Annotated in this window: 25 protein-coding genes and 1 tRNA gene; 16 read left to right on the top strand and 10 right to left on the bottom strand. The window is 36.1% G+C overall.

All coding sequences use genetic code 11. The features are described 5' to 3' along the window. Positions 1–9 precede the first annotated feature (9 nt). The 3 genes from EG358_RS10980 to EG358_RS10970 are packed head-to-tail and all read right to left on the bottom strand — an operon-like array spanning position 10 to position 3839. Entirely contained in the window at positions 10–2238 is a 2229-nt protein-coding gene (locus EG358_RS10980) for a xanthine dehydrogenase family protein molybdopterin-binding subunit (protein ID WP_076562858.1), read from the bottom strand. A gap of 33 nt (positions 2239–2271) precedes the next feature. Beyond that, positions 2272–3249 (bottom strand): FAD binding domain-containing protein, encoded by a 978-nt coding sequence (locus EG358_RS10975; protein ID WP_076562856.1) that lies wholly within the window; start codon positions 3247–3249, stop codon positions 2272–2274. After that, the gene (locus EG358_RS10970) at positions 3246–3839 is read right to left on the bottom strand and encodes a (2Fe-2S)-binding protein (protein WP_076562854.1); all 594 of its coding nucleotides are present in this window, start codon (positions 3837–3839) and stop codon (positions 3246–3248) included. Before EG358_RS10970 ends, EG358_RS10975 begins: the two co-directional genes overlap by 4 nt. Before the next feature lie 266 nt (positions 3840–4105). Between EG358_RS10970 and EG358_RS10965 the strand changes: the two genes are divergently transcribed. The 10 genes from EG358_RS10965 to moaCB are packed head-to-tail and all read left to right on the top strand — an operon-like array spanning position 4106 to position 11911. Next, the gene (locus EG358_RS10965) at positions 4106–5224 is read left to right on the top strand and encodes an XdhC family protein (RefSeq protein WP_076562852.1); all 1119 of its coding nucleotides are present in this window, start codon (positions 4106–4108) and stop codon (positions 5222–5224) included. 10 nt (positions 5225–5234) lie between these two features. After that, positions 5235–6215, top strand: a complete 981-nt coding sequence (moaA, locus tag EG358_RS10960) for a GTP 3',8-cyclase MoaA (RefSeq protein WP_076562850.1) — start codon at positions 5235–5237, stop codon at positions 6213–6215. After that, entirely contained in the window at positions 6215–6811 is a 597-nt protein-coding gene (locus EG358_RS10955; protein ID WP_076562849.1) for a nucleotidyltransferase family protein, read from the top strand. The genes moaA and EG358_RS10955 overlap by 1 nt, the downstream gene beginning before the upstream one ends. Further along, positions 6808–7986: a molybdopterin molybdotransferase MoeA gene (locus tag EG358_RS10950; protein ID WP_076562847.1), complete on the top strand. Its 1179-nt coding sequence runs from the start codon at positions 6808–6810 to the stop codon at positions 7984–7986. The genes EG358_RS10955 and EG358_RS10950 overlap by 4 nt, the downstream gene beginning before the upstream one ends. A 10-nt stretch (positions 7987–7996) precedes the next feature. Beyond that, positions 7997–8731, top strand: coding sequence for a sulfite exporter TauE/SafE family protein (locus tag EG358_RS10945; RefSeq protein WP_076562846.1), 735 nt, complete (start codon positions 7997–7999; stop codon positions 8729–8731). 5 nt (positions 8732–8736) lie between these two features. Beyond that, positions 8737–9225: a hypothetical protein gene (locus EG358_RS10940; protein ID WP_076562844.1), complete on the top strand. Its 489-nt coding sequence runs from the start codon at positions 8737–8739 to the stop codon at positions 9223–9225. Next, complete coding sequence (locus EG358_RS10935) at positions 9225–9455, top strand: MoaD/ThiS family protein (RefSeq protein WP_076562842.1); 231 nt, start codon at positions 9225–9227, stop codon at positions 9453–9455. The genes EG358_RS10940 and EG358_RS10935 overlap by 1 nt, the downstream gene beginning before the upstream one ends. 3 nt (positions 9456–9458) lie before the next feature. After that, positions 9459–10568: a HesA/MoeB/ThiF family protein gene (locus EG358_RS10930; protein WP_076562841.1), complete on the top strand. Its 1110-nt coding sequence runs from the start codon at positions 9459–9461 to the stop codon at positions 10566–10568. Next, positions 10561–10998: a molybdenum cofactor biosynthesis protein MoaE gene (locus EG358_RS10925; protein WP_076562839.1), complete on the top strand. Its 438-nt coding sequence runs from the start codon at positions 10561–10563 to the stop codon at positions 10996–10998. The genes EG358_RS10930 and EG358_RS10925 overlap by 8 nt, the downstream gene beginning before the upstream one ends. Positions 10999–11002: 4 nt before the next feature. After that, the gene (gene moaCB, locus EG358_RS10920) at positions 11003–11911 is read left to right on the top strand and encodes a bifunctional molybdenum cofactor biosynthesis protein MoaC/MoaB (RefSeq protein WP_076562838.1); all 909 of its coding nucleotides are present in this window, start codon (positions 11003–11005) and stop codon (positions 11909–11911) included. Here the strand turns inward: moaCB and EG358_RS10915 are convergent, their stop codons facing one another. Beyond that, on the bottom strand, positions 11912–13054 hold the full coding sequence (locus EG358_RS10915) for a cysteine desulfurase family protein (protein WP_076562836.1): 1143 nt from the start codon (positions 13052–13054) through the stop codon (positions 11912–11914). Positions 13055–13258: 204 nt separating this feature from the next. Between EG358_RS10915 and EG358_RS10910 the strand changes: the two genes are divergently transcribed. The 3 genes from EG358_RS10910 to EG358_RS10900 are packed head-to-tail and all read left to right on the top strand — an operon-like array spanning position 13259 to position 14794. Then, a complete protein-coding gene (locus EG358_RS10910) occupies positions 13259–13612 on the top strand; it encodes an ISAon1 family transposase N-terminal region protein (protein WP_076561346.1) in 354 nt (117 codons plus the stop codon). Between the two features lie 28 nt (positions 13613–13640). Beyond that, positions 13641–14585 carry an ISAon1 family transposase gene (locus EG358_RS10905; RefSeq protein WP_115596394.1) on the top strand — a complete coding sequence of 315 codons (945 nt, stop codon included), beginning with the start codon at positions 13641–13643 and terminating at the stop codon, positions 14583–14585. Between the two features lie 50 nt (positions 14586–14635). Further along, positions 14636–14794 (top strand): transposase, encoded by a 159-nt coding sequence (locus EG358_RS10900; protein ID WP_262696797.1) that lies wholly within the window; start codon positions 14636–14638, stop codon positions 14792–14794. A gap of 129 nt (positions 14795–14923) precedes the next feature. On the opposite strand, the gene EG358_RS10895 is transcribed toward EG358_RS10900, so the two are convergent. From EG358_RS10895 to holA, 3 genes are all read right to left on the bottom strand, one after another. Then, positions 14924–15011: transfer RNA gene (locus EG358_RS10895), tRNA-Ser, on the bottom strand. A 215-nt stretch (positions 15012–15226) separates the two neighbouring features. Beyond that, positions 15227–16168, bottom strand: a complete 942-nt coding sequence (gene trxB, locus EG358_RS10890) for a thioredoxin-disulfide reductase (RefSeq protein ID WP_076558850.1) — start codon at positions 16166–16168, stop codon at positions 15227–15229. 239 nt (positions 16169–16407) lie between these two features. Further along, positions 16408–17445: a DNA polymerase III subunit delta gene (gene holA, locus EG358_RS10885; RefSeq protein WP_076558852.1), complete on the bottom strand. Its 1038-nt coding sequence runs from the start codon at positions 17443–17445 to the stop codon at positions 16408–16410. A gap of 7 nt (positions 17446–17452) precedes the next feature. On the opposite strand from holA, the gene EG358_RS10880 reads away from it, so the two are divergent. The 3 genes from EG358_RS10880 (at position 17453) to EG358_RS10870 (ending at position 19626) form a co-directional block, all read left to right on the top strand. Further along, a complete protein-coding gene (locus EG358_RS10880) occupies positions 17453–17878 on the top strand; it encodes a type I restriction enzyme HsdR N-terminal domain-containing protein (protein WP_076558854.1) in 426 nt (141 codons plus the stop codon). A gap of 78 nt (positions 17879–17956) precedes the next feature. Next, positions 17957–18571: an HAD family hydrolase gene (locus tag EG358_RS10875; RefSeq protein WP_076558856.1), complete on the top strand. Its 615-nt coding sequence runs from the start codon at positions 17957–17959 to the stop codon at positions 18569–18571. A 311-nt stretch (positions 18572–18882) separates the two neighbouring features. Further along, a complete protein-coding gene (locus EG358_RS10870) occupies positions 18883–19626 on the top strand; it encodes a dienelactone hydrolase family protein (protein ID WP_076559380.1) in 744 nt (247 codons plus the stop codon). Positions 19627–19676: 50 nt separating this feature from the next. On the opposite strand, the gene EG358_RS10865 is transcribed toward EG358_RS10870, so the two are convergent. From EG358_RS10865 to EG358_RS10855, 3 genes are all read right to left on the bottom strand, one after another. After that, positions 19677–19907: a hypothetical protein gene (locus tag EG358_RS10865; RefSeq protein WP_076558857.1), complete on the bottom strand. Its 231-nt coding sequence runs from the start codon at positions 19905–19907 to the stop codon at positions 19677–19679. A 2-nt stretch (positions 19908–19909) separates the two neighbouring features. Continuing rightward, positions 19910–20278, bottom strand: coding sequence for a cupin domain-containing protein (locus tag EG358_RS10860; RefSeq protein WP_076558859.1), 369 nt, complete (start codon positions 20276–20278; stop codon positions 19910–19912). 216 nt (positions 20279–20494) lie between these two features. Further along, complete coding sequence (locus EG358_RS10855; RefSeq protein ID WP_076558860.1) at positions 20495–21037, bottom strand: GNAT family N-acetyltransferase; 543 nt, start codon at positions 21035–21037, stop codon at positions 20495–20497. Position 21038: the final 1 nt, after the last annotated feature.

Raw genomic sequence — 21038 nt, 5'->3', positions numbered from 1 at the left:
AATATTGATTTATCTTTGATTTAATGCCAATAATATTTTGTCAGGCGTAATTGGCAAATCTCTCATACGCAATCCAATAGCATTATAAATAGCATTAGCAATCGCCGGAGCTGTTCCAATAATTCCGACTTCACCAAGACCTTTTGCCCCGGACGGATTAATATTGGGATCTGGTTTATTGATGAATTCAACCTCAATGATCGGCGCATCTGCATTAACGGCAAAATGATATCCCGCCAGATCATTGCCAATTACAGTACCTAATTTAGCATCAATCTGATTTTCCTCCATCAAAGTCATCCCTATACCGCCAACTGCCGCACCCGACATCTGATTTGCCGCTGCCTGGGTATTTATGATCTTTCCGCCGTCTCCTACTACGGCAAGTTTCTCTATTTTGACTTTTCCGGTTCTCTTGTTCACCCTTACTTTACAGAAATGAGCTGCAGATGAACAGAATGCATATTTTTCACGCTCACTTCCCGGTTTAGATGAAACTTCCAAACGAATTTCATTTAAATTATTTTTTTCGAATAATTCTGAATACGCAACAAAAATGACTGATTTATCTTTTAAACTAATTCCTTCATCTGAAAGAATAATATTTTCCAGAGCAGCATTTTTAAAGTTTTGATTGACTGAAGAAGCATAGTCTGCCAACTTTAATTTTAATTGATTGCTCGCATCATGAACTGCTCCACTCACAGATGATAATCCTGTACTGCCGCCCTGACTGGGTGCCGGCGGAAGCGTTGAATTTCCTAATTCAATATTGATTTTATTTTTAGAGATTCCCGTAATTTCATGGGCAATATTCTGCATACCCGTTCCGGTACCCGTTCCAATATCTGTCATTGCAGTTTGTACAGTAATACTGCCGTCCTTATGCATAATAATGGCAGCTTTAGCTTCCTGCCTGCCGGCATTCCACATCCCAACAGCCATTCCGTAACCGATGTACCAATCTCCGTCAACACTGCTTTTAGGAATAGCTTTTCTGGAATTCCAACCAATCATTTTTGCACCTTTTCTGATACCTTCATCAAGGAAATGAGTAGACCATGGTAATCCGGAATCCGGATGCTTTTCAAGTGAAATATTTTTTAATCTTAATTCGACAGGATCCATTTTGAGTTGATAACTTAGCTCGTCGACAGCAGATTCTAAGGCAAACACGCCTGTACAATCGCCGGGACCCCGCATCCAGGTAGGTGTGCTTAAGTTTAATGGAACAATTGCTGCTTCTGCTTTTAAATTGGGTAGTTTATATATTAATCTGCTGACGCGGGTAATTCCATCGTTAAAATTTTCATATACAGAAGTTCCATTTTTTGCCTGATGTAGAATCCCCAAAAGATTACCTGACCCATCTGAGCCTAATCTGATCCGCTGCCAGGAAGCAGGTCTGTAGCCTGTCCCGGCAAACATTTGGGGACGAGTAAGCATGAGTTTTACGGGTCTATTGACCTGTTTTGAGGCCATTATCGATGCCAATACATGCGGCCAGACCCGAAGCCCGGAGCCAAAACCTCCGCCTACAAATTCACTGAAAACTTCAATGTTTTTTTCAGGTAACGCCCACAATTTGGCGAAGGTTTTCTGTACATTATTCACCCCCTGATTCTTGTCATATAGCCTTAAGGTGTCATTTCCGGTCCAATGTGCAATCGTTGCATGCATTTCCATAGGGTTGTGTACATCAGCTTTAATATTATATTGTTGATCTATAATAAACTGAGAATTCCGCCAGCTATCCTGACTCCCTCTTTCCTTACCTTCAGGCTTCAACGATACAGATTCTTTCGTTGCATCAAAATCAACACTAAAGCTCTCTTTGTGATATTCAGTTTCTATCAGTGAGGCTGCAAAAGTGGCATCCTCAAGCGTTTCTGCAATCACCATTGCAATAGGCTGGCCTTTAAAATATACTTTATTGGTATGGAAAACAGGCAGGCCTAATTTTGCCTCTTTAATTTTTTCTTCGGTAGACAAACCCGGAACTATAGGTTTATTGAGATGGGTAATTATATCGAGAACACCTTCTACCTCTTTTGCTTTATCCACCAAAATTGACTGTATTGAGCCTGCCGGAACAGTACTTCCAACCAAGACAGCATAAGCCATATTCTTCACCTCGTATTCAGCGGCATATTTCCCCTTACCGGTTACTTTCTCCACCCCTTCCACACGCCCTTCCGGCTTTTTAAATTTATCTTTTATCAATTCAATTAATCCCATAACATTTACTTTTTTTTAATGTATATATTCAACTTATTGATTGATGCAATTTTTTAACGCTGTTACAATCGCTCCCTGAAGCATGGGTATTTTATAGCCATTTTCAGATAGTGGTTTCAAATCTTTGGTTGCCAGTTTTGCCGCCTCTTCAAAAACATTTTCTGTAGCCTGTTTACCTTTCAAAAACTGTTCGGCTTCGTACCAGCGCCAAGGTTTATGTGCCACCCCTCCTGATGCAAGACGGGCTTCCTTAATTCTTTTGCCTTTTAAATCTAGTGCTGCGGCGACAGAAATTAATGCAAAAGCATATGAACTTCGATCTCTTAATTTGACATATGTTGAATGTTTGCTGAAAGAATTATTTGGAATTTCTATCTTGGTTATGACAGCGTCCTGAGGCAAATTATTATCCAGCCACGGTGTATTTTCCGGTAATTTATGAAAATCTTTAAACGGAATTGTAATCTCTTTCTGTTCTTTTGTCACTGCTGTTACGGTTGCATCCAAAGCAGCTAAAGCTACACAAAAGTCAGATGGATGAACCGCCACACACTGCTCGTTATATCCGGCAATGGCACTCATTCTGTTATTTCCGTCAACCGCGCTGCAGCCACTGTTTGGTTTTCTCTTGTTGCAAGGAGTTGTAATATCATAAAAATAAGGACATCTCGTCCGTTGCAGTAGATTTCCTGCAGAACTAGCCATATTCCGGATTTGAGGTGAGGCACCTGCTAAAATAGCTTTAGAAATGAGAGGAAATTTTTCAATTACTTCTTTATCAACTGCTACTTTAGTGTTACTAGCAACTGCGCCAATGATCAATACATTGTTTTGATAATCAATTGAATTGGTTAACGCTAAATGAACATCGATCAAGGTTTCCGGTTGTGCTATATTTTTTTTCATCAGGTCTACCAAATTGGTACCACCCGCAATGAATTGTTTATTCACAGATTTCATAGCTGAAGCTTCAGCAACAGAATTTACTTTTTCAAAATTAAATGGTCTCATTGTGCTGCTACTTTTTGAATGGATTGAACAATACCGTTATATGCTCCGCAACGGCAGAGATTTCCGCTCATATATTCTTTAATTTCATCAACAGAACCGGTGTGTCCTTCATTAACACAGGCAACGGCTGACATAATTTGCCCGGGCGTACAATAACCGCACTGAAAACCGTCACATTCTATAAACGCTTTCTGCATCGGATGAAGTTCGCTTCCGTTTGATAAACCTTCAATGGTTGTGATTTCTTTTCCCTGAGCCATTGCAGCTAAGGTAAGGCAGCTTAAGGCTCTTTCTCCGTCAATATGTATTGTACACGCACCGCACTGCCCATGGTCGCAACCTTTTTTTGAGCCCGTAAGATTAAGCTGCTCTCTAAATAAATCGAGCAATGTTGTACGGGTATCTGCATAAAGCGTATGACTTTTTTTATTGATGGATAAGGTAAGCCGCGACACATTTTTCTTGGGGATAAAATATTGCTTTACATCCTGATAGAAAGCTTTTACCGAAGACGGAATAGTTACAAAAGCCGCCAGCAATCCCGAAACTTTTAGGAAGCCTCTTCTACTGTATTGTCCTTTTAATTCCATAAATTATTTTTTATCAAGTTAATAATGATATTTCAGAAATTATATTTGTGAATAATTATTGTAAACAAAAATCACTAAATCAATTGAGTATACAATTATACATATTACGGTTTTATAGACCAATATTACTGATTAGTGTATTACAACCACTTAAAAATATAATATTTATGTAAATTTGAATATACATAAATAAAGTTAAGTATATTTTTCATATTAAAGACATACTTACTGTGAAACAAACTTAATAATCTGTAAAATGTATCTTCATGAAAGAGATCAAAGACATCGTAAAAGCCTATAAAAAAGCCCATAATGATGGATTAAAAACAGCGTTGGCTACTGTTGTAAAAGTTGCAGGCTCTTCATACCGGCAAGCTGGAGCAAGAATGCTGGTGACAGAAGACGGACAACTCACAGGAGCTATCAGTGGTGGCTGTCTGGAAGGTGATGCATTGAGAAAAGCCGTCCTTGCCATTCATCAGAAAAGTAAAAAACTCGTTACGTATGACACGAATAATCCCGATGATGTAGAATTTGGGGTACAGTTGGGATGCAACGGAATTGTTCATATTTTATTCGAATATATTGATGAGAGTTGTGCTCAAAATCCAATTCACCTTTTAGAAAAATCAATAGAAAACAGAATGGCATCCATTGTTATAACATCATTTTCCATTGAAAACAGAAGCATGCAGATCGGAACTGTCGGATTGATGAATAATCATAAAGTAACTTTGTTAACCTCAGATTTCATTACAGATACTGAATTACAAAATCTTTCACTACAAGTTTTGGAAAAGAAACAAAGCGTACTGAGTAAAATATCTTCAAGTGAAATTTTACTTCAATATATATCCCCACAGACGACTCTGCTTATTGCAGGAGCAGGAAATGATGTTAAACCTCTCGTAGAAACAGCCTCTATTCTGGGCTGGAAAACCATTGTTGCGGACGGAAGAGCAACACATGCTCTCAAAAAAAGATTTCCCACTGCCAGTGAAGTTATCTTATCCAAGCCTGAGGAAATCATTAATACCATTGAAATTGACGAGGCCACAGTTTTTGTTTTAATGACCCACAATTATAATTATGATTTGGCATTGTTAAAGCTAATTATCGATCAGCCAACAAAGTATATAGGATTATTGGGTCCCAAAACTAAACTTAACAGAATGCTGGAAGATCTTAAAAATGACGGGATCGGCGTTGGTGAAAAAGAATTAAACAAACTTTACGGACCTGTTGGAATGGATATTGGTGCTGAAACGTCGGAAGAAATTGCCATTTCGGTCATTGCTGAAATTAAAGCGGTTCTGAGTGGTAAAAAGGGTTTATCGCTAAGAGATAAAAAAGAAAAAATTCATACTGACATTATCAGGATTTAAAAAGAAAATTATGTTAACAGATCAATTTGGAAGGATACACAATTATCTCCGGATATCGCTGACGGACAACTGCAATCTCCGTTGCTTTTACTGCATGCCGGAAGAAAATTATGATTTTACACCGCATTCAAAACTGATGCAGGTGGATGAAATTGATATGCTAGCAAAGCTTTTTGTTAAAAATGGCGTTAATAAAATCAGGCTCACAGGTGGTGAACCATTTGTAAGAAAAGATGCCGCAAAGATCATCACCAATTTGGCTAAATTACCTGTTCAATTGAGCTGCACCACAAACGGGATTCGTATCGATGATCTTCTTCCTGAGATTATTCAATCTAATTTTCACAGTATTAATATCAGTCTCGATACCTTACAGAAAGACAGATTTCAAAAGATAACGCGCCGAGATTATTTTGACCGCGTGATGAGAAATATAAATCTGCTACTGGAAAAGAACATCAAAACCAAGATCAATGTGGTCTTGATGAAAGGAATTAATGATGATGAAATTTGTGACTTCATTGCATTTACAAAAACACAGCTTTTGGAAGTTCGTTTTATAGAATTTATGCCCTTCAGCGGGAACAGATGGAGCAGTAATCAGGTGATGACCCAAAAAGAAATTCTAGAAATTATCCGAGAGAAATACAATTTTAAACCTTTGCCAATGGGCATTCACGATACAGCAAAAAATTTCAGCATCGAAGGACATCAGGGAAGTTTTTCCATTATCAGTACAATGAGCGAACCTTTTTGCAGTGGATGCAATCGAATAAGACTTACTGCAGACGGTAGGCTGAAAAACTGTCTTTTTTCAAAAAAAGAAACAGATCTGTTAACTCCGTTTAGAGAAGGACAGGATATTGTACCGATTATAGAATCAGCAATTTGGTCAAAAGCAAAAACGCAGGGTGGACAACTGAATGAAAAGTTTGAAAAAATAAATGCTTCGATTATTCAGAACAGAAGTATGATTAATATTGGCGGATAATGAAAAACACCGGAATTATATTATTGGCTGCCGGAAATTCCACAAGAATGGGGTCGCCAAAACAACTGTTACTTTATCAGGGAAAAACTCTGCTGGAAAGGATAGTTGATACCTCTTTACAAGTATTCGATAATAATAAAATCATCATTGTATTAGGTGCAAATCACAGTGAAATAGCTTTTCAAATTAAGGATAAAATTACATTAATATCAGTCAATGAAGAATGGGAATCCGGAATGGCTTCATCCATAAAATCTGGACTGCAAATCTTATTGAATCATTTGCCGGAAATGGAAAGATGCTTTATTTCAGTTTGCGATCAGCCTTATCTTTCAAGCGAAGTTTTTATCGAAATGTTAAAACTTGCTGATTATTCTTCAAAAGAAATTATCGCTGCTGAATATGCAGGCACGATCGGCGTTCCTGTATTGTTTTCAAAAAAATATTTTAAAAAATTACTACATCTTAGCGGCGAACAAGGTGCAAAAAAAATCATTCAGCAAAATATGGATGACGTCAATATTTTTACCTTTGACCAAGGTGCTATCGATATTGATACGCCATCAGATTATGAAAATTTAAAAACTAAGGAATGATCAGCATACAGGAAGCTCAGAAAATCATCAATCAAAATATTCCACAAAGAAAACATCAGAATCTTCCTTTGAAAGAAGCCTTTGGATACACGACTAGCGAAGATATTTATTCTAAATACAATATCCCGAATTTTACACAATCTTCAATGGATGGCTATGCGCTTAGATTTGAAGATAAAGATTTAAAACTAAAAATTGTAGGCGAAATACCTGCCGGATCTACGGAACGAGCTAATCTAGAACATGGTACAGCTTATCGGATTTTTACAGGTGCACCACTTCCCGATGGCGCAGATACGGTCGTAATGCAGGAGAAAGTCAAAATTGAGGGTGATGATTTGCTTATCATTGAAGATAATGATCTTGAAAAAGACGCTAACGTAAGACCTATCGGAAGTGATGCTAAAAAAGACACCGTTGCGATAAGCTCTGAAAGTTACCTTTCAGCTGCGGCAATCGGATATTTGGCGGGAATCGGATGTACTGAAGTACAAGTTTATTCGCCGCTTTCTGTCTCCTTAATTTTAACTGGGACTGAATTGGTAAAGCCAGGCGAAAATCTTGATTTTGGGCAAGTTTTTGAATCTAATTCTTATCAGTTGGAAAGCGTTTTGAGACAGTCTGGAATTAATCATATTGAGACATTTTGGGTAAAAGATGATTCTTTACAAGTCGAAAGAATTTTAAATTCGGCACTTACCAAAACAGACATTGTGATTTTGGTTGGTGGCGTAAGTGTGGGTGATTACGATTATGTGATTGATGCTGCAAAAATGTGTGGAGTTGAACAGAAATTTCATAAAATAAGACAAAAGCCCGGAAAGCCATTTTATTTTGGAACTAAAGAAGAAAAGTTAATCTTCGGACTGCCGGGAAATCCATCTTCTGCCCTGACCTGTTTTTATTTATATATCGCTCCGTTACTTTCAAAAATAATAAAACGTCCGTCAATAACTACAGAAACCAAGGCCATTACAACAACTAGATATCAAAAGAAAATCGGACTTACTCATTTTCTTAAAGCCACTTATCTCGACGGAAAGGTCACTCCGCTTCATGCGCAGGAATCTTATCGTTTGCAGTCTTTTGCCGAGGCTAATTGTCTGATGATTCTAAAAGAAAATTCAGAAGGTTGTGAGAAGGATGAAATTGTTGACATCATAGTATTAAAATAGGAATTCGAAAATGAGTGTGGAATTTTTTTATATTATTTTATTTGTAATTGCAGCTCTATATGCGGCAGTAGGACACGGCGGTGCAAGCGGTTATTTAGCTTTGATGGCTTTGTACGGAGTTGCCCCTAAAGAGATGAAGCCAACCGCACTCGTACTCAACTTATTTGTATCTCTCACTTCTTTCATTCAATATTACAGAGGCGGGCATTTCAAGCTTCGTATTTTTATTCCTATTGCGATCGCATCGATACCGCTTGCGTTTATTGGTGGAATGATCCATATTGAAGATACTCTTTACAAACGCATTTTAGGTGTATTATTACTTTTCCCGGTGTTCCGGTTTTTCTTTTTTAAAAGTCCCAATGAGGATGAGCTGAAAAATCCTCAAATATATTTATCATTGATTTTCGGTGGAGTTATCGGCTTATTTTCAGGAATGATTGGTATTGGTGGCGGAATACTGCTTTCTCCTGTCCTTATTTTATTGAAATGGACCAATCAGAAACAGACCGCTGCGATCAGTGCGGCCTTTATTTTTGTCAATTCTGTGGCTGGTTTAGGTGGTATGTTTACGAAAGAAATTGCTTTTACCAGCAATATGTTGTTGTATATTGTCTTTGCATTTGCAGGAGGATTGCTAGGATCTTATTTAGCCTCAAAAAGATTAAGTCAAAATGGACTGAAATATGTATTGGCAGTAGTACTTTTAATGGCTTCCTATAAATTGATATCAAGCACAATTTAAAATAAATGAAACATTTAATTTTTTCAGTTACTATTTTTATCTCAACTTTATCGTTTTCACAGGCGAAGAATAATATCGAAGTCATCGCACCAGATAAAGAAAAAACAATAATGACGACTGCTGATCTGGGAAAACTCCCTAAGCATACCCTTGATAGTATTCAGATAACCAATCATGTAAAGGAGTATAAATCTACAATTAAGAATATAAAGGGTGTTTTGCTTAAAGATGTTCTTTCAAGAATTTCGTTTAAAGAGAAGTCGCCGAAGGTTTTAAGTGAATATTATATTGTCTGTAAAGCGGAAGACGGTTATAAAGTCATTTTTTCATGGAACGAAATCTTCAATACTTCTGTTGGTGACAATGTTTTGGTTATTCCGCAGGTTGAGGGCAGACCTAAGGACGGTTTTTCTACCTTATCGCCTACCGATTTTGTGACAGGCAGAAGATATGTAAAAATGCTGAAAACCATTGAACTAAAAAAAGTGGATTAATGAGTACAATAAAAATAATAAGCTTTGGCAGACTGAAAGAGATTATAGGCTTAGATTTTGAATGTAAAGCTGAAAATACAGATAGGTTGCTGGCACAGCTCAATGAAAAATTTCCCGATTTAAGGGAATTAAAATTGAGAATTGCAGTGAATGAGAAAATCATTTCAGGAAATACAGAATTAAATAATAACGACGTGGTAGCACTGATGCCACCCTATTCAGGAGGATAATTTATGTTGCATTTGGAACGATATCACAGACAGATAACATTGAAAAGCTTTGGCATAGAAGCTCAGAAAAAGCTTGCGTCAGCTAAGGTTCTTGTTGTCGGAGCAGGAGGCTTGGGTTGTCCTGTTCTTCAATATCTAACCGCAGCCGGAGTTGGAAACATTGGAATTATTGATGATGACAAAGTTTCATTAAGTAACTTACACAGGCAGATTTTATTCACTTCAAACGACATTGGAAAATTGAAGACCGAAGCGGCGTTTGAAAGACTAAATGCAATGAATCCGGAGGTACAAATTAATATTGTTTCTGAAAGAATTACTACAAAAAATGCTGTTGAAATCATATTGGATTATGATGTAATAATAGATTGCACCGACAATTTCCCCACACGTTATTTGTTGGATGATGTTTCCAGACTGATGGCAAAGCCACTGATCTTTGGAGCCATTTATCAGTATGAAGGTCAGGCTGCAATTTTTAATGTCATCGATGCTGATGGATTTACCACAAATTACAGACATCTTTTTCCCGAACCTCCAAAACCTGGCGAAGTTCCAGATTGCAATGATGCGGGAGTTTTAGGTGTCTTACCAGGAATTATAGGAACGATACAAGCTACCGAAACCATTAAACTGATTACAGGAACGGGAAATCCATTAATCAATAAATTAATGACAATTAATATTCTTGATTATCAGACCGCAATTTTTCAAATTCCTAAAGAGAATTTAACAAAAAAAAATATTCCCTCGACCTTAAAGGAATTTGAACAGACGAATTACGAACTGCATTGTGGAATTAAACAAAAGGGAATTATAAATATTTCTTCTTCAGAATTCAAAGAAATTGCAGAAATTCCGGATACAGTTATTATTGATGTCCGTGAAACTGATGAGCTTCCTAAGCTTGAATTGCCCTATTTATCAATACCTTTATCTCAGTTAAAGGAAAATTTAAATCAAATTAATAAAAAAAATATTATTGTTGTTTGCCAATCCGGAAAGAGAAGTTTTATCGGAGCTCAGATTTTAACTGAAATTTTGAGGCAGGATTATACAATCAGCCATTTGGAAGGCGGAATCATTCAATTAAATCAAGAAATTAATGAATAAGATTAAAAATATATTTCAGCACAGTCCTATTTCGCCTCTATTCATAGCAGAAAGTATCACCAAACATTCTACAAAGACGGAAATCGGGGCGCATCAGATTTTCTTAGGTCAGATTCGTGCTGATGAAATTGATGGAAAAACGGTAAAAGCAATAGAATATACTGCTTACCAAGATTTGGCTTTAAACCAAATGACCGCAATCAGAGAAGAGATTTTTGCAAAATATAACATCACTTGTATGCACATTCATCACAGTCTTGGAATTGTGAATGCAGGAGAAATTTGCCTGTTTGTATTTACCTCGTCAAAACACAGAAATGAAGCTACAAAGGCTTGTAATGAAGTGGTAGAACGCATAAAAAACGAACTTCCTATCTGGGGCAAAGAAATTTTTGAGGACGAAACACATCAATGGAAAATCAATCAGTAAAAAAATGGTAGATATTACTTTTAAAACTTTCACACTTCGTAAGGCAATCGCAGCTGCAACAATTAAAACATCATCAGTTTCTACAATTGAAGCGGTAAAAAACGGAACAGTTCCAAAAGGAAATGTGCTGGAATTTGCGAGAGCTTCGGCTTTACTTGCCATCAAAAAAACGAGCGATGTTATTCCTGACTGTCATCCTCTTCCCGTTGAATTTGCTGCGATAAGCTATGATTTTGATGAAATAAATATTCACATTAAAGTGGAAGTTCATACCATTTACAAAACCGGCGTTGAAGTCGAAGCGATGCACGGCGCATCAGTTGCCTCGCTCGTCATTTACGATATGCTGAAACCTATAGATAAAAATGTTGAGATTTCAAATATTAAATTATTGGAAAAACAAGGAGGAAAAAGTAATCAGAAGAATATTGATGTGACGCATTTAACAGCCGCAGTTGTAGTGTGTAGCGATTCGGTTTCGCAAGGTATAAAAGAAGATTCATCCGGAAAAATATTGGTTGAAGCACTTCAAAAGCAAGGCATCAATACTATTGATTATTCAGTTGTTTCTGATGATATTTCAGCAATTCGTCAACAGATTGAATTGTTTAAAAATAAAGGTTGCAATCTTTTATTATTTACCGGCGGAACTGGTTTGTCGGATCGTGATGTAACACCTGAAGCTGTGCATCCATTTATTACCAAAGAGATTCCCGGGATAATGGAAACAGCAAGAAATTATGGACAGGAACGGGTTAAAACTTCAATGCTTTCCCGAGGAATAGCGGGATTTTCTGATGATATGCTGATTTTGACACTTCCCGGATCTTCAGGTGCTGTGAAAGAATACGTTCAGGCATTATTTCCGCAGATTTTACACATTTTTTCAGTAAAACAAGGAGCCGGACATTAGTTAAACGTTTCGCAACTGAAACACTATTTTCTGTATTTTTTCTACTGCCGTTTCAATTTCTGATTGAGTAGTGAATTTCCCTAAGCTAAATCTTATGGAAGAAAGTGCATCGAGGTCATTCATGCCCATTGCTTTCAATACGTGAGAAGGTTTTGATGTTATAGCGTTGCAGGCCGAACCATTCGATACACAGATGTTACCAAGCCTTAAGATCATCTGTTCCGAATTAACGCCGGTAAAGCAAATATTTGTTGTGTTGAAAATCCTATTATTTTTATCTCCATTGATATAAGTGTCGGGAATTTTTAATAATGAATTTTCAAGAAGATCTCGTAATTCTTTAATGTATTGAGCGTCTTTCTGCATTTCTTCGATAGCAATTTCTGCTGCTTTTCCCATTCCGATAATTCCCAGAACATTCAGCGTACCACTTCTCAGGTTGAATTGTTGACCTCCACCGTGGATCTGAGAATTCATATTTTTTTTAAGCTCTGAAGAAATGTACAGCGCTCCGACTCCTTTTGGTCCATAAAATTTATGAGCCGAAAAAGCCATCAGGTCAATTCCAAAATCTTTTACATTGACAGGAATCTTACCTACTGCCTGTGTAGCATCACAAAAAACAAAACATCCTTTTTGACGTGCAATCTCAGCAATTTCTTTAATCGGCTGAATAACTCCTGTCTCATTATTTACAAACATCACACAGACCATCAAGGTTTTGTCATTAATCTGTTTTTCCAATTCATCAAGATTAATAAGCCCATCTTTTCCAACATTAAGATAGGTAATATTAAAACCTTGTTGTTCCAAATGAAGACAAGTGTCCAAAACTGCTTTATGTTCAGTTTTTACAGTAATGATGTGATTTTTACCTTCTTTTTTTTCAATTCCTTTTAAAGCTAAATTTACGGCTTCCGTTGCTCCGGATGTATAAATGATCTCTTTCGTGTTGGCGGAAATTAGTTTGGCGATCTGTTCAGTTGATTGTTCAACAGATTCTTTCACAGTAAGTCCTAAAAGGTGAGAACTGCCTGAATTGGCAAATAAATTATTAAAATAAGGCAGCATTACATCTACTACTCGCTGATCAACGGGAGTTGTTGCATTGTAGTCTAAATAAATAAAATCATTATCCATCATAACATTATAAATTGAGTATAAAAATAATGATCTTTTTGCAGTAACTTAAATCTTTCTAACAGGATTTGGTATGATATGTTAGCATCTGCGTGAATAGTTGCATTCCATTACAGTCGTATTCATATCCTTCATTGCTGCCGGTTTGCAATATTCCGGATCAATCTCAAAACTTGGGGATAAAAAAAATATTGATAATTTTGTGGAATGTTAAACGATGCCGAACTCCTCAAATTATTTTTACCTGAACTCTTGATTGAGCATTTTGAGATTGTAAAAGTTGAAGAAGAAAACAAAATCGTCCACATTTACTTTGACGAGAAAAATACAGCTCCGAAAGAATTTTCTTCTCTGTTATTGCAGTCAAAAGGTTTTGTTCCGGAAATTACCGTTGACGATTTTCCTCTTCGTGGAAAAACAGTAAAACTCCACATCAAACGCAGAAGATGGACCGATACAAAAACCGGCAACATCATCCAAAGAGATTGGAATCTCATTGCCAAAGGAACCCGCATGACACAGGATTTTGCCGAGTTCTTAAAAAAAATCAGCCGATACTAAAGCGCTTCCCTGTAAAACCATTGGCGAGATGTATGGCGTGGATGGCAGGAAATTTCAAAGGCAATACAAGCAAAGCATCAGCAATTTTAAAAACTGGAAACAAAAATCACACGCCGAGGATTGGATTCTCTATCCCGAAAACCTCTCACACCACCTATCTCTCGATGAAGTTGCTCTTTCTGATGGCGAATTGTACACTGTTCTGACCTCCAAAAAAGCAAGGGGCAGAAAAGGCAGTATTGTCGCCATTATCAAAGGAACCAACAGTGATACCGTAATAGAATATCTCTTAAAAATCAACAAAAAACTAAGGTTAAATGTAAAAGGAATTACTTTGGATATGGCAGGTTCTATGAAGCTCATCGCCAAAAGATGTTTTCCCAATGCCACACAAATTATCGACCGATTCCATGTCCAGAAATTAGCCATAGAAGCGTTGCAGGAATTAAGGATAAGCCACCGTTGGGAAGCTATTGAGCAAGAAAACAACCTGCTCATGGAAGCAAAAGAAAAGAAAAACAACCCCGGGATTGAAACTTTTGAAAATGGCGATACCCGAAAGCAACTTTTGGCAAGAAGCAGGTATTTACTCTACAAAACCAGAGAAAAATGGACTGCATCGCAAAATCAGCGAGCTGAAATCTTATTCTCGCAATATCCTGATTTAGAAAAAGCGTACAATTTATCTGATGGCTTGAGGAAAATTTACAACCAAAACATTCAAAAATCCGTTGCAATGTTGAAACTGGCACATTGGTTCAAAGAGGTGGAAGAATCAAGATTTAAAGCTTTCTCGGTGCTCAGAAAAACCATAATGAATCATTACAATGAGATTCTCAATTATTTTGAAAGAAGAAGCACGAATGCTTCCGCCGAGTCTTTCAATGCGAAAATAAAAAACTTCAGATTGCAATTAAGAGGTGTGCGGGATAAAGCATTTTTTCTGTTCAGGTTGTCTAAACTTTTTGCATAGTCCCCAAGTTTTGTGATTGATCCGCTTTCTCGGTGCTCAGAAAAACCATAATGAATCATTACAATGAGATTCTCAATTATTTTGAAAGAAGAAGCACGAATGCTTCCGCCGAGTCTTTCAATGCGAAAATAAAAAACTTCAGATTGCAATTAAGAGGCGTGCGGGATAAAACATTTTTTCTGTTCAGGTTGTCTAAACTTTTTGCCTAGCCCCCAAGTTTTGAGATTGATCCCATATAAATCGTGACCTATTTTGATTTTTTTTGATACAAGCGCTAAAACAAAAAACGCTGTAAACATTGATGTTTACAGCGTTTTAGCTTATTTTGGTTTCCCAACTGGCGGAGAGAGAGGGATTCGAACCCCCGGACCTGTTACAGTCAATAGTTTTCAAGACTATCGCAATCGACCACTCTGCCATCTCTCCAAAAACTCCGATTGTATCGTTGTTTTCAGTGGTGCAAATATAAAACGTTTTTAAATTACTACAAAATATTTTGAAATTAAATTTTAACAAAAATTAATAACCAACTAGAAATCAATGAAATTATTTTTAGTAATCGTAGTTCAAAAACAAAATCTAACATTATCGAAACAAAAAAAGCACCTCCTTCGAGATGCTTTGTATATAAAAATATTGTATTAATGTAATTCGGCAAGATATTTTTCTGCATCCATTGCTGCCATACAACCACTTCCTGCTGCTGTAATCGCTTGTCTGTAAATATGATCCTGAACATCTCCTGCCGCAAAAACTCCAGGAAGATTTGTTCTTGACGAACCTTTTTCAGTAACAATATATCCGTTTTCATCTAAATCTATTTGACCAACGAAAATATCAGTATTCGGTTTGTGTCCGATCGCAATAAATATTCCGTGAACATCTACTGTAGATTTCTCCTGAGTCTGGTTATTAATAACAACCGCTCTTTCCACAAGATTGTTTTCACCCTCAATACCAATTAATTCATGGTGAAACTTTACTTCAATATTCGGCGTATTTTCTACTCTGTGAATCATTGCTTTTGACGCTCTGAACTCGTCTTTTCTTACCAACATGGTCACTTTATTCACCAACTTTGAAAGATAGGTAGCTTCTTCAGCTGCAGTATCTCCTGCTCCTACAACCACAACGTCTTTTCCTCTGTAGAAAAATCCGTCACACGTTGCACATGCAGAAACCCCTCCTCCATTGTATTTTTTCTCATCATCAAGACCCAGATACTTTGCAGTAGCTCCTGTAGAAATAATCACAGATTTAGCCAAAATTTCTTTATTTCCTGCATATAATTTGTGAATACCACCCACTTCTTTAGAAAATTCAGCTTTGGTAATCATTTCGTAATGTACTTTGGTATCGAATCTTTCAGCTTGCTTTTGTAGATCCATCATCATTTCAGGCCCCGTGATTCCTGCAGGATATCCTGGGAAATTATCAACTTCTGTCGTTGTCGTTAATTGTCCACCTGGTTCTAATCCTGTGTATAATTCAGGTTTTAAATCTGCTCTTGCTGCATAAATTGCCGCTGTAAAACCAGAAGGTCCCGATCCAACGATTACACAATCTAAAATATTTTCTTCCATAATTTATTTATCAATTTCAAGGATGCTAATTTCGTAATTTTTAATGTTTAATTAAAGTAAAATTAATGATACTTGTCAATATTTAATATGTCAAATCTCAATGACAAAATTTTAATTTTCATACCGCTTTGCGACCCGACCTGAGTGGAGCTCTTTTTGTTCAACAAAAAAGCGGGAACGGAGGGCGGAAATTGTCGCCAAAATAAAATTAATGCGCAAAGCAAATTAGTCAATCACTTTTACACCTTCATTTTAATCTTGTCGACATTAATGATTTTGTAAACCAATTCTTTAATCAGTTCCGCATCATCCATATTTACTGCGCCTAATCCTTTTCCTTTCATGTCAAATTCCCTCAAAATAGAGATAACACGGGTTGAATGTTTCAAAGGATACAACCTCGCAGCTTCTGCGTAATCTTTAATAAAATAAGGATTAACGCCCATTTGCGAAGCAATTACCTGTTGTGGCTGCCCAATCATCGTATTGTAAATAATTACATTCGAAAAGTAATTATAAAGACTCGAAAGTAGCATTACAAAAGGATTATTCTTAGGATTTTTGCCCATGAAATAAGCAATTTTGAATGCAGAGTTTGCATTTTTCGCTCCTAACGCTTTTTGAAGTTCAAAGACATTGAATTCTTTGCTTATTCCGATATGGTTTTCAACGATGGTACCGTCTAAAACCTGATCATCTTTTAAAATTATTTTAAGTTTTCCCAGCTCATTTGAAATTCTGGAAAGGTCGTTTCCAAGATATTCTGCCAAAAGGTGAGAAATATTCGGGGCTGTTTTTATCTTTAGTCTTAGACATTCATCAGCAATCCATTTTGGAAGCGTATGATCTTTCAAAGATTCACTCAGGAAAAGAGCGTTTATCTTTGCTAAAGTTTTGGTAACTTTTTTTCGGCTGTCTAACTTCTTATGTTTATGGGCAAAAACCAAAACCGTTGACGGCACCGGATTTTCTGCATACGCATCTAACGCTTTACTTTCTTCTTCATTAAATTTAAGATCCTGCGCTTCTTTTACGATAATCACCTGTTTGTCGCCCATCATCGGAAATTGTCGCGCCAACGAAAGAATTTCCTGATACGTCGTATCTTTCCCGTATGTGACGGTTTGGTTAAACGCTTTTTCGTCTTCCTCCAGAAAGTCGTGTTCAAGAGCTTTTACAGCAACATCAATAAAGTAAGGTTCTTCTCCGTGGAAAAAATAAATCGGTAAAACTTCTTTATTTTTAATATTTTTGAGGATTAAATCTAATTCTTTCATCATATAAATGGAACTTCCAAAACTGAACTTTCAGGAAACTTTTGATTTTAAATTCAAGAAAGACAAAGATAAGTTTTTTATTTATGACTTGGTCCGTAAAACTTACCTTTTGCTCACTCCCGAAGAGTGGGTTCGGCAGCATTGGGTTCATTATTATCTCACCGTAAAATCCTATTCTGCATCTGCTTTAATTACCGAAAAAAAGATTATTTTGAATGGCTTAACGAAGCGTATTGATCTTTTAATCACCGAAAAAGCGCAGCCAAAAATTCTGATTGAATGTAAAGCACCACAAATCAAATTAACCGAAAAAACATTCGAACAGACTGCACGATACAATTCTGTAATCGGTGCTTCTGAAATTATTTTAACGAATGGTCTGCAACATATTAATGCGTATTACGAAAACGAACAATACCAGTTTTATAAATAATATTGATTAAGATTTACGTTTAGACCTTGCGCCAACCGTAGCCTTAACCTTAACCTTAACCTTAACCTTAAAAAAAGTATGGAAATCAAAAATATAATATTCGATTTTGGAGGTGTTTTGATGGATTGGAATCCGAGGTATTTTTTCAAAACCTATTTTAATGATGATGAGAAAATGGAATATTTTCTTGAAAATATTGCCCAGGACGAATGGAATATCGAGCAAGACAGAGGAAGAACTTTGGCAGAAGGCACCGAAATTCAGATTAAAAAATTCCCCGATTGGGAAAGAGAACTCAGAGCATATTATGATAACTGGCCAGTTATGCTAAAAAGCGATTTTCCTCATAATGTGGAAGTTCTGAGAAAGCTCGCAAATACTTCCTACCAATTATACGGATTAACAAACTGGTCTGAAGAAACTTTTCCTTACGCATTAGAAAACTATGATTTTTTCAATTTATTTGAGGGAAAAATTGTGGTTTCCGGAACAGAAAAGTTAATAAAACCAGATCCTAAAATCTGGCATGTTTTATTGGAAAGATATCAATTGGAAGCTGGTGAATCGATTTTCATTGATGATAATTTTAAAAATATTGAAATGGCGAAAACTTTAGGTTTTAAAACCATTCATATTTTACAGGAAACTGATTTGGAGGCTGAACTAAATAAATTAGGCGTAAAATTTGAATAATTACAGCTTTATAACATTTTGTTAATCTTGATAATAAGTAATTTTATTAATTTAGATGAGGATTATTGTTTTCAACAAATAAACCAATCATTTTGTCATTCTGAAAGAATTCAAATGATTAAAAAGTTTTTATAGCAATCATTGTTATTGCATTGTAAAAATCCTTTCAGGATGACAAAGATCTGTCAACTATGTTGTAAAAAATTGTAAATCTGACCAATACCTAGCCCTGATTGTAGTGAAAATCCTTTTTTTGAAAAAAAAGATTGCAACGAAAAGCAGGAAAAAGCTTAAAAAATAAATTAGAAAATATGATACGTTCAATATTATTATCCGCATTTCTTATGAGTTCAGGAACTATTTTCAGTCAGAATTTAAAAACAGTGTCTTATCAGGACGGTTCACAAAAACTGAATGGTTTGGTAACCTCCAATGCCGGAAAAAAACTTCCGGGAGTTTTAATTCTTCCAGCCTGGAAAGGAATTGATGACGAAGCAAAAACTGCAGCGGCAGATTTAGAAAAGCAGGGTTATATCGCATTTATAGCAGATATTTACGGCGAAGGAAACATTCCAACTGATAATGCTTCAGCGGCAAAAACTGCAGGATTTTATAAAAAAGACTATGCAGCTTATCAAAAAAGAATTTCCCTGGCTTTGGAACAATTGAAAAAAAGCGGAGCGGTTTCAGATAAAATTGCAGTAATCGGTTATTGCTTTGGCGGAACCGGAGCTTTAGAATCGGCGAGAGGGAAATTACCTGTTGTGGGAGTTGTTTCCATTCACGGAAGCATCGGAAAAGACCAATCGAGACCGAATGAAACTATTTCAACTAAAATTTTAGTAGAAAATCCTGCGGAAGATAAAAGTGTAACGCCGGAAGATTACAATAATCTGGTTAAAGAAATGAATGATGGCAAAGCTGATTGGCAAATCATTACATACGCCAATTCAAAACACACTTTCACTGATCCAAAATCTGCCGATTACAATCCTGTAATGGCAAAAAGAGCATGGAATCATACACTTCTATTTTTGAAAGAAATCTTGAAATAATTAAGCAACAATAAATTAAAAACAACCTCAATCATTGAGGTTGTTTATATTTATAAATCGCTGATTGTATTACAATTAGAACACCACCAGTATTCTTTTTCTTTATCTTTCAGCTTCTTTTTTGCTTTCTCTTCACAATTTTCACAGATACATTGATCACTCTCGTCTTCTTTCGCTTCATAATCGCAATTGAAACAGCTCCAACTCGTCAAATGAGTTTTTCCGTTGATAAACCATGTAAAAGAGTTTTCTTTACACTTTGGGCAAATTTGTAACGCCATATTTAAATTATTTCTTCTTCTCTATTCACCAAATCCATCGAAAAAGCCGGAAGACAAATTGCAATATATTCGCAAGGTTCTGAAAACGGATTGCTGTAACGGATTCTTGCTCCTTTTTCGATTAAAATACTTTGCCCTTTTTCCAAAATGACGTTTTCTCCATCAATTTCAAACTGTTTTTTACCGGAAATAATGATGGTGAATTCATCAAATTCGGGAGTTTGATGAGGCTCACTCCAATCCGGCGGAGCAACCATATGCGCAATGGATATGTTTGGATTTTGGTTTGAATTCCCCCAATGTTCTTCAATTAATTTTCCATCGGTTGTAGGAACTATAAAAGGTGATTTCTGAATTTTATATTTTTTCATTATACTATTATAATTATTTTAACGCAAAGTTCGCAAAGATTTATTTAATGCTTCATTCTTCTAAGTTACACAAAGCCGTTTCACTTATAAAAGCTAACAAAGTTTTTATAGTTACGTGCAAGTTATAATTTAATCTTTACCGGATTTAGCGGATTAAACTGATTAATTTCAGTAATTAAAATCTGCTAAATCAGCATAATTTGCGAGAAAATTCATTTAACTTTTATCAACTTTAAAATGATTTTCTTTTGTGATTTCGTACACAATATTCGTTCTTGTCGGCTCTCCGAAATAAGCTACTTCTTCTTCCGCAATCTTCTTTCCGCCTAATCTTTCTAATGCAATTTGAGAACGGAAATTTTCTTTTCCAATGTGAAAATGTACTTTGTCTACAAATTGGAAAATATAATCCAGCATCAGCTTTTTAACTTGCGGATTAATGCCTTTTCCCCACGAATTTGCTCCATAAAAAGTATAGCCAATGAAAATACGATTTTCGGATTCGTCAAAATCATAAAAACGGGTACTTCCTAAAAAATTTCCGGTAGACTTTTCTACGATCTTAAAAGCGCCCTGACTTTCCATGGCTCCTTTAAAAAAGTTTTCAAAAACCTCTCTTTTGTAGCGGTCTTTATTCGGATGTTGTTCCCAGACTTTAGGATCTGAAGCCACTTCGTACAATAACTCAAAATCCCCTTTCTGTAAGGGGATTAATTGATATTTTTCGTTTTCTAAAACAGGTTGAATAGAAAAATTCATT

The sequence above is a fragment of the Chryseobacterium indoltheticum genome (assembly GCF_003815915.1).
Lineage (GTDB): Bacteria > Bacteroidota > Bacteroidia > Flavobacteriales > Weeksellaceae > Chryseobacterium > Chryseobacterium indoltheticum.
This window is presented reverse-complemented; position numbering and strand designations above follow the sequence as displayed.

Bases quoted from the DNA above. Each gene is read 5' to 3' on its own strand.
- EG358_RS10980 (WP_076562858.1), bottom strand. From the start codon at position 2,238: ATGGGATTAATTGAATTGATAAAAGATAAATTTAAAAAGCCGGAAGGG.
- EG358_RS10975 (WP_076562856.1), bottom strand. From the start codon at position 3,249: ATGAGACCATTTAATTTTGAAAAAGTAAATTCTGTTGCTGAAGCTTCA.
- EG358_RS10970 (WP_076562854.1), bottom strand. From the start codon at position 3,839: ATGGAATTAAAAGGACAATACAGTAGAAGAGGCTTCCTAAAAGTTTCG.
- EG358_RS10965 (WP_076562852.1), top strand. From the start codon at position 4,106: ATGAAAGAGATCAAAGACATCGTAAAAGCCTATAAAAAAGCCCATAAT.
- moaA (WP_076562850.1), top strand. From the start codon at position 5,235: ATGTTAACAGATCAATTTGGAAGGATACACAATTATCTCCGGATATCG.
- EG358_RS10955 (WP_076562849.1), top strand. From the start codon at position 6,215: ATGAAAAACACCGGAATTATATTATTGGCTGCCGGAAATTCCACAAGA.
- EG358_RS10950 (WP_076562847.1), top strand. From the start codon at position 6,808: ATGATCAGCATACAGGAAGCTCAGAAAATCATCAATCAAAATATTCCA.
- EG358_RS10945 (WP_076562846.1), top strand. From the start codon at position 7,997: ATGAGTGTGGAATTTTTTTATATTATTTTATTTGTAATTGCAGCTCTA.
- EG358_RS10940 (WP_076562844.1), top strand. From the start codon at position 8,737: ATGAAACATTTAATTTTTTCAGTTACTATTTTTATCTCAACTTTATCG.
- EG358_RS10935 (WP_076562842.1), top strand. From the start codon at position 9,225: ATGAGTACAATAAAAATAATAAGCTTTGGCAGACTGAAAGAGATTATA.
- EG358_RS10930 (WP_076562841.1), top strand. From the start codon at position 9,459: ATGTTGCATTTGGAACGATATCACAGACAGATAACATTGAAAAGCTTT.
- EG358_RS10925 (WP_076562839.1), top strand. From the start codon at position 10,561: ATGAATAAGATTAAAAATATATTTCAGCACAGTCCTATTTCGCCTCTA.
- moaCB (WP_076562838.1), top strand. From the start codon at position 11,003: ATGGTAGATATTACTTTTAAAACTTTCACACTTCGTAAGGCAATCGCA.
- EG358_RS10915 (WP_076562836.1), bottom strand. From the start codon at position 13,054: ATGATGGATAATGATTTTATTTATTTAGACTACAATGCAACAACTCCC.
- EG358_RS10910 (WP_076561346.1), top strand. From the start codon at position 13,259: ATGTTAAACGATGCCGAACTCCTCAAATTATTTTTACCTGAACTCTTG.
- EG358_RS10905 (WP_115596394.1), top strand. From the start codon at position 13,641: ATGTATGGCGTGGATGGCAGGAAATTTCAAAGGCAATACAAGCAAAGC.
- EG358_RS10900 (WP_262696797.1), top strand. From the start codon at position 14,636: ATGAATCATTACAATGAGATTCTCAATTATTTTGAAAGAAGAAGCACG.
- trxB (WP_076558850.1), bottom strand. From the start codon at position 16,168: ATGGAAGAAAATATTTTAGATTGTGTAATCGTTGGATCGGGACCTTCT.
- holA (WP_076558852.1), bottom strand. From the start codon at position 17,445: ATGAAAGAATTAGATTTAATCCTCAAAAATATTAAAAATAAAGAAGTT.
- EG358_RS10880 (WP_076558854.1), top strand. From the start codon at position 17,453: ATGGAACTTCCAAAACTGAACTTTCAGGAAACTTTTGATTTTAAATTC.
- EG358_RS10875 (WP_076558856.1), top strand. From the start codon at position 17,957: ATGGAAATCAAAAATATAATATTCGATTTTGGAGGTGTTTTGATGGAT.
- EG358_RS10870 (WP_076559380.1), top strand. From the start codon at position 18,883: ATGATACGTTCAATATTATTATCCGCATTTCTTATGAGTTCAGGAACT.
- EG358_RS10865 (WP_076558857.1), bottom strand. From the start codon at position 19,907: ATGGCGTTACAAATTTGCCCAAAGTGTAAAGAAAACTCTTTTACATGG.
- EG358_RS10860 (WP_076558859.1), bottom strand. From the start codon at position 20,278: ATGAAAAAATATAAAATTCAGAAATCACCTTTTATAGTTCCTACAACC.
- EG358_RS10855 (WP_076558860.1), bottom strand. From the start codon at position 21,037: ATGAATTTTTCTATTCAACCTGTTTTAGAAAACGAAAAATATCAATTA.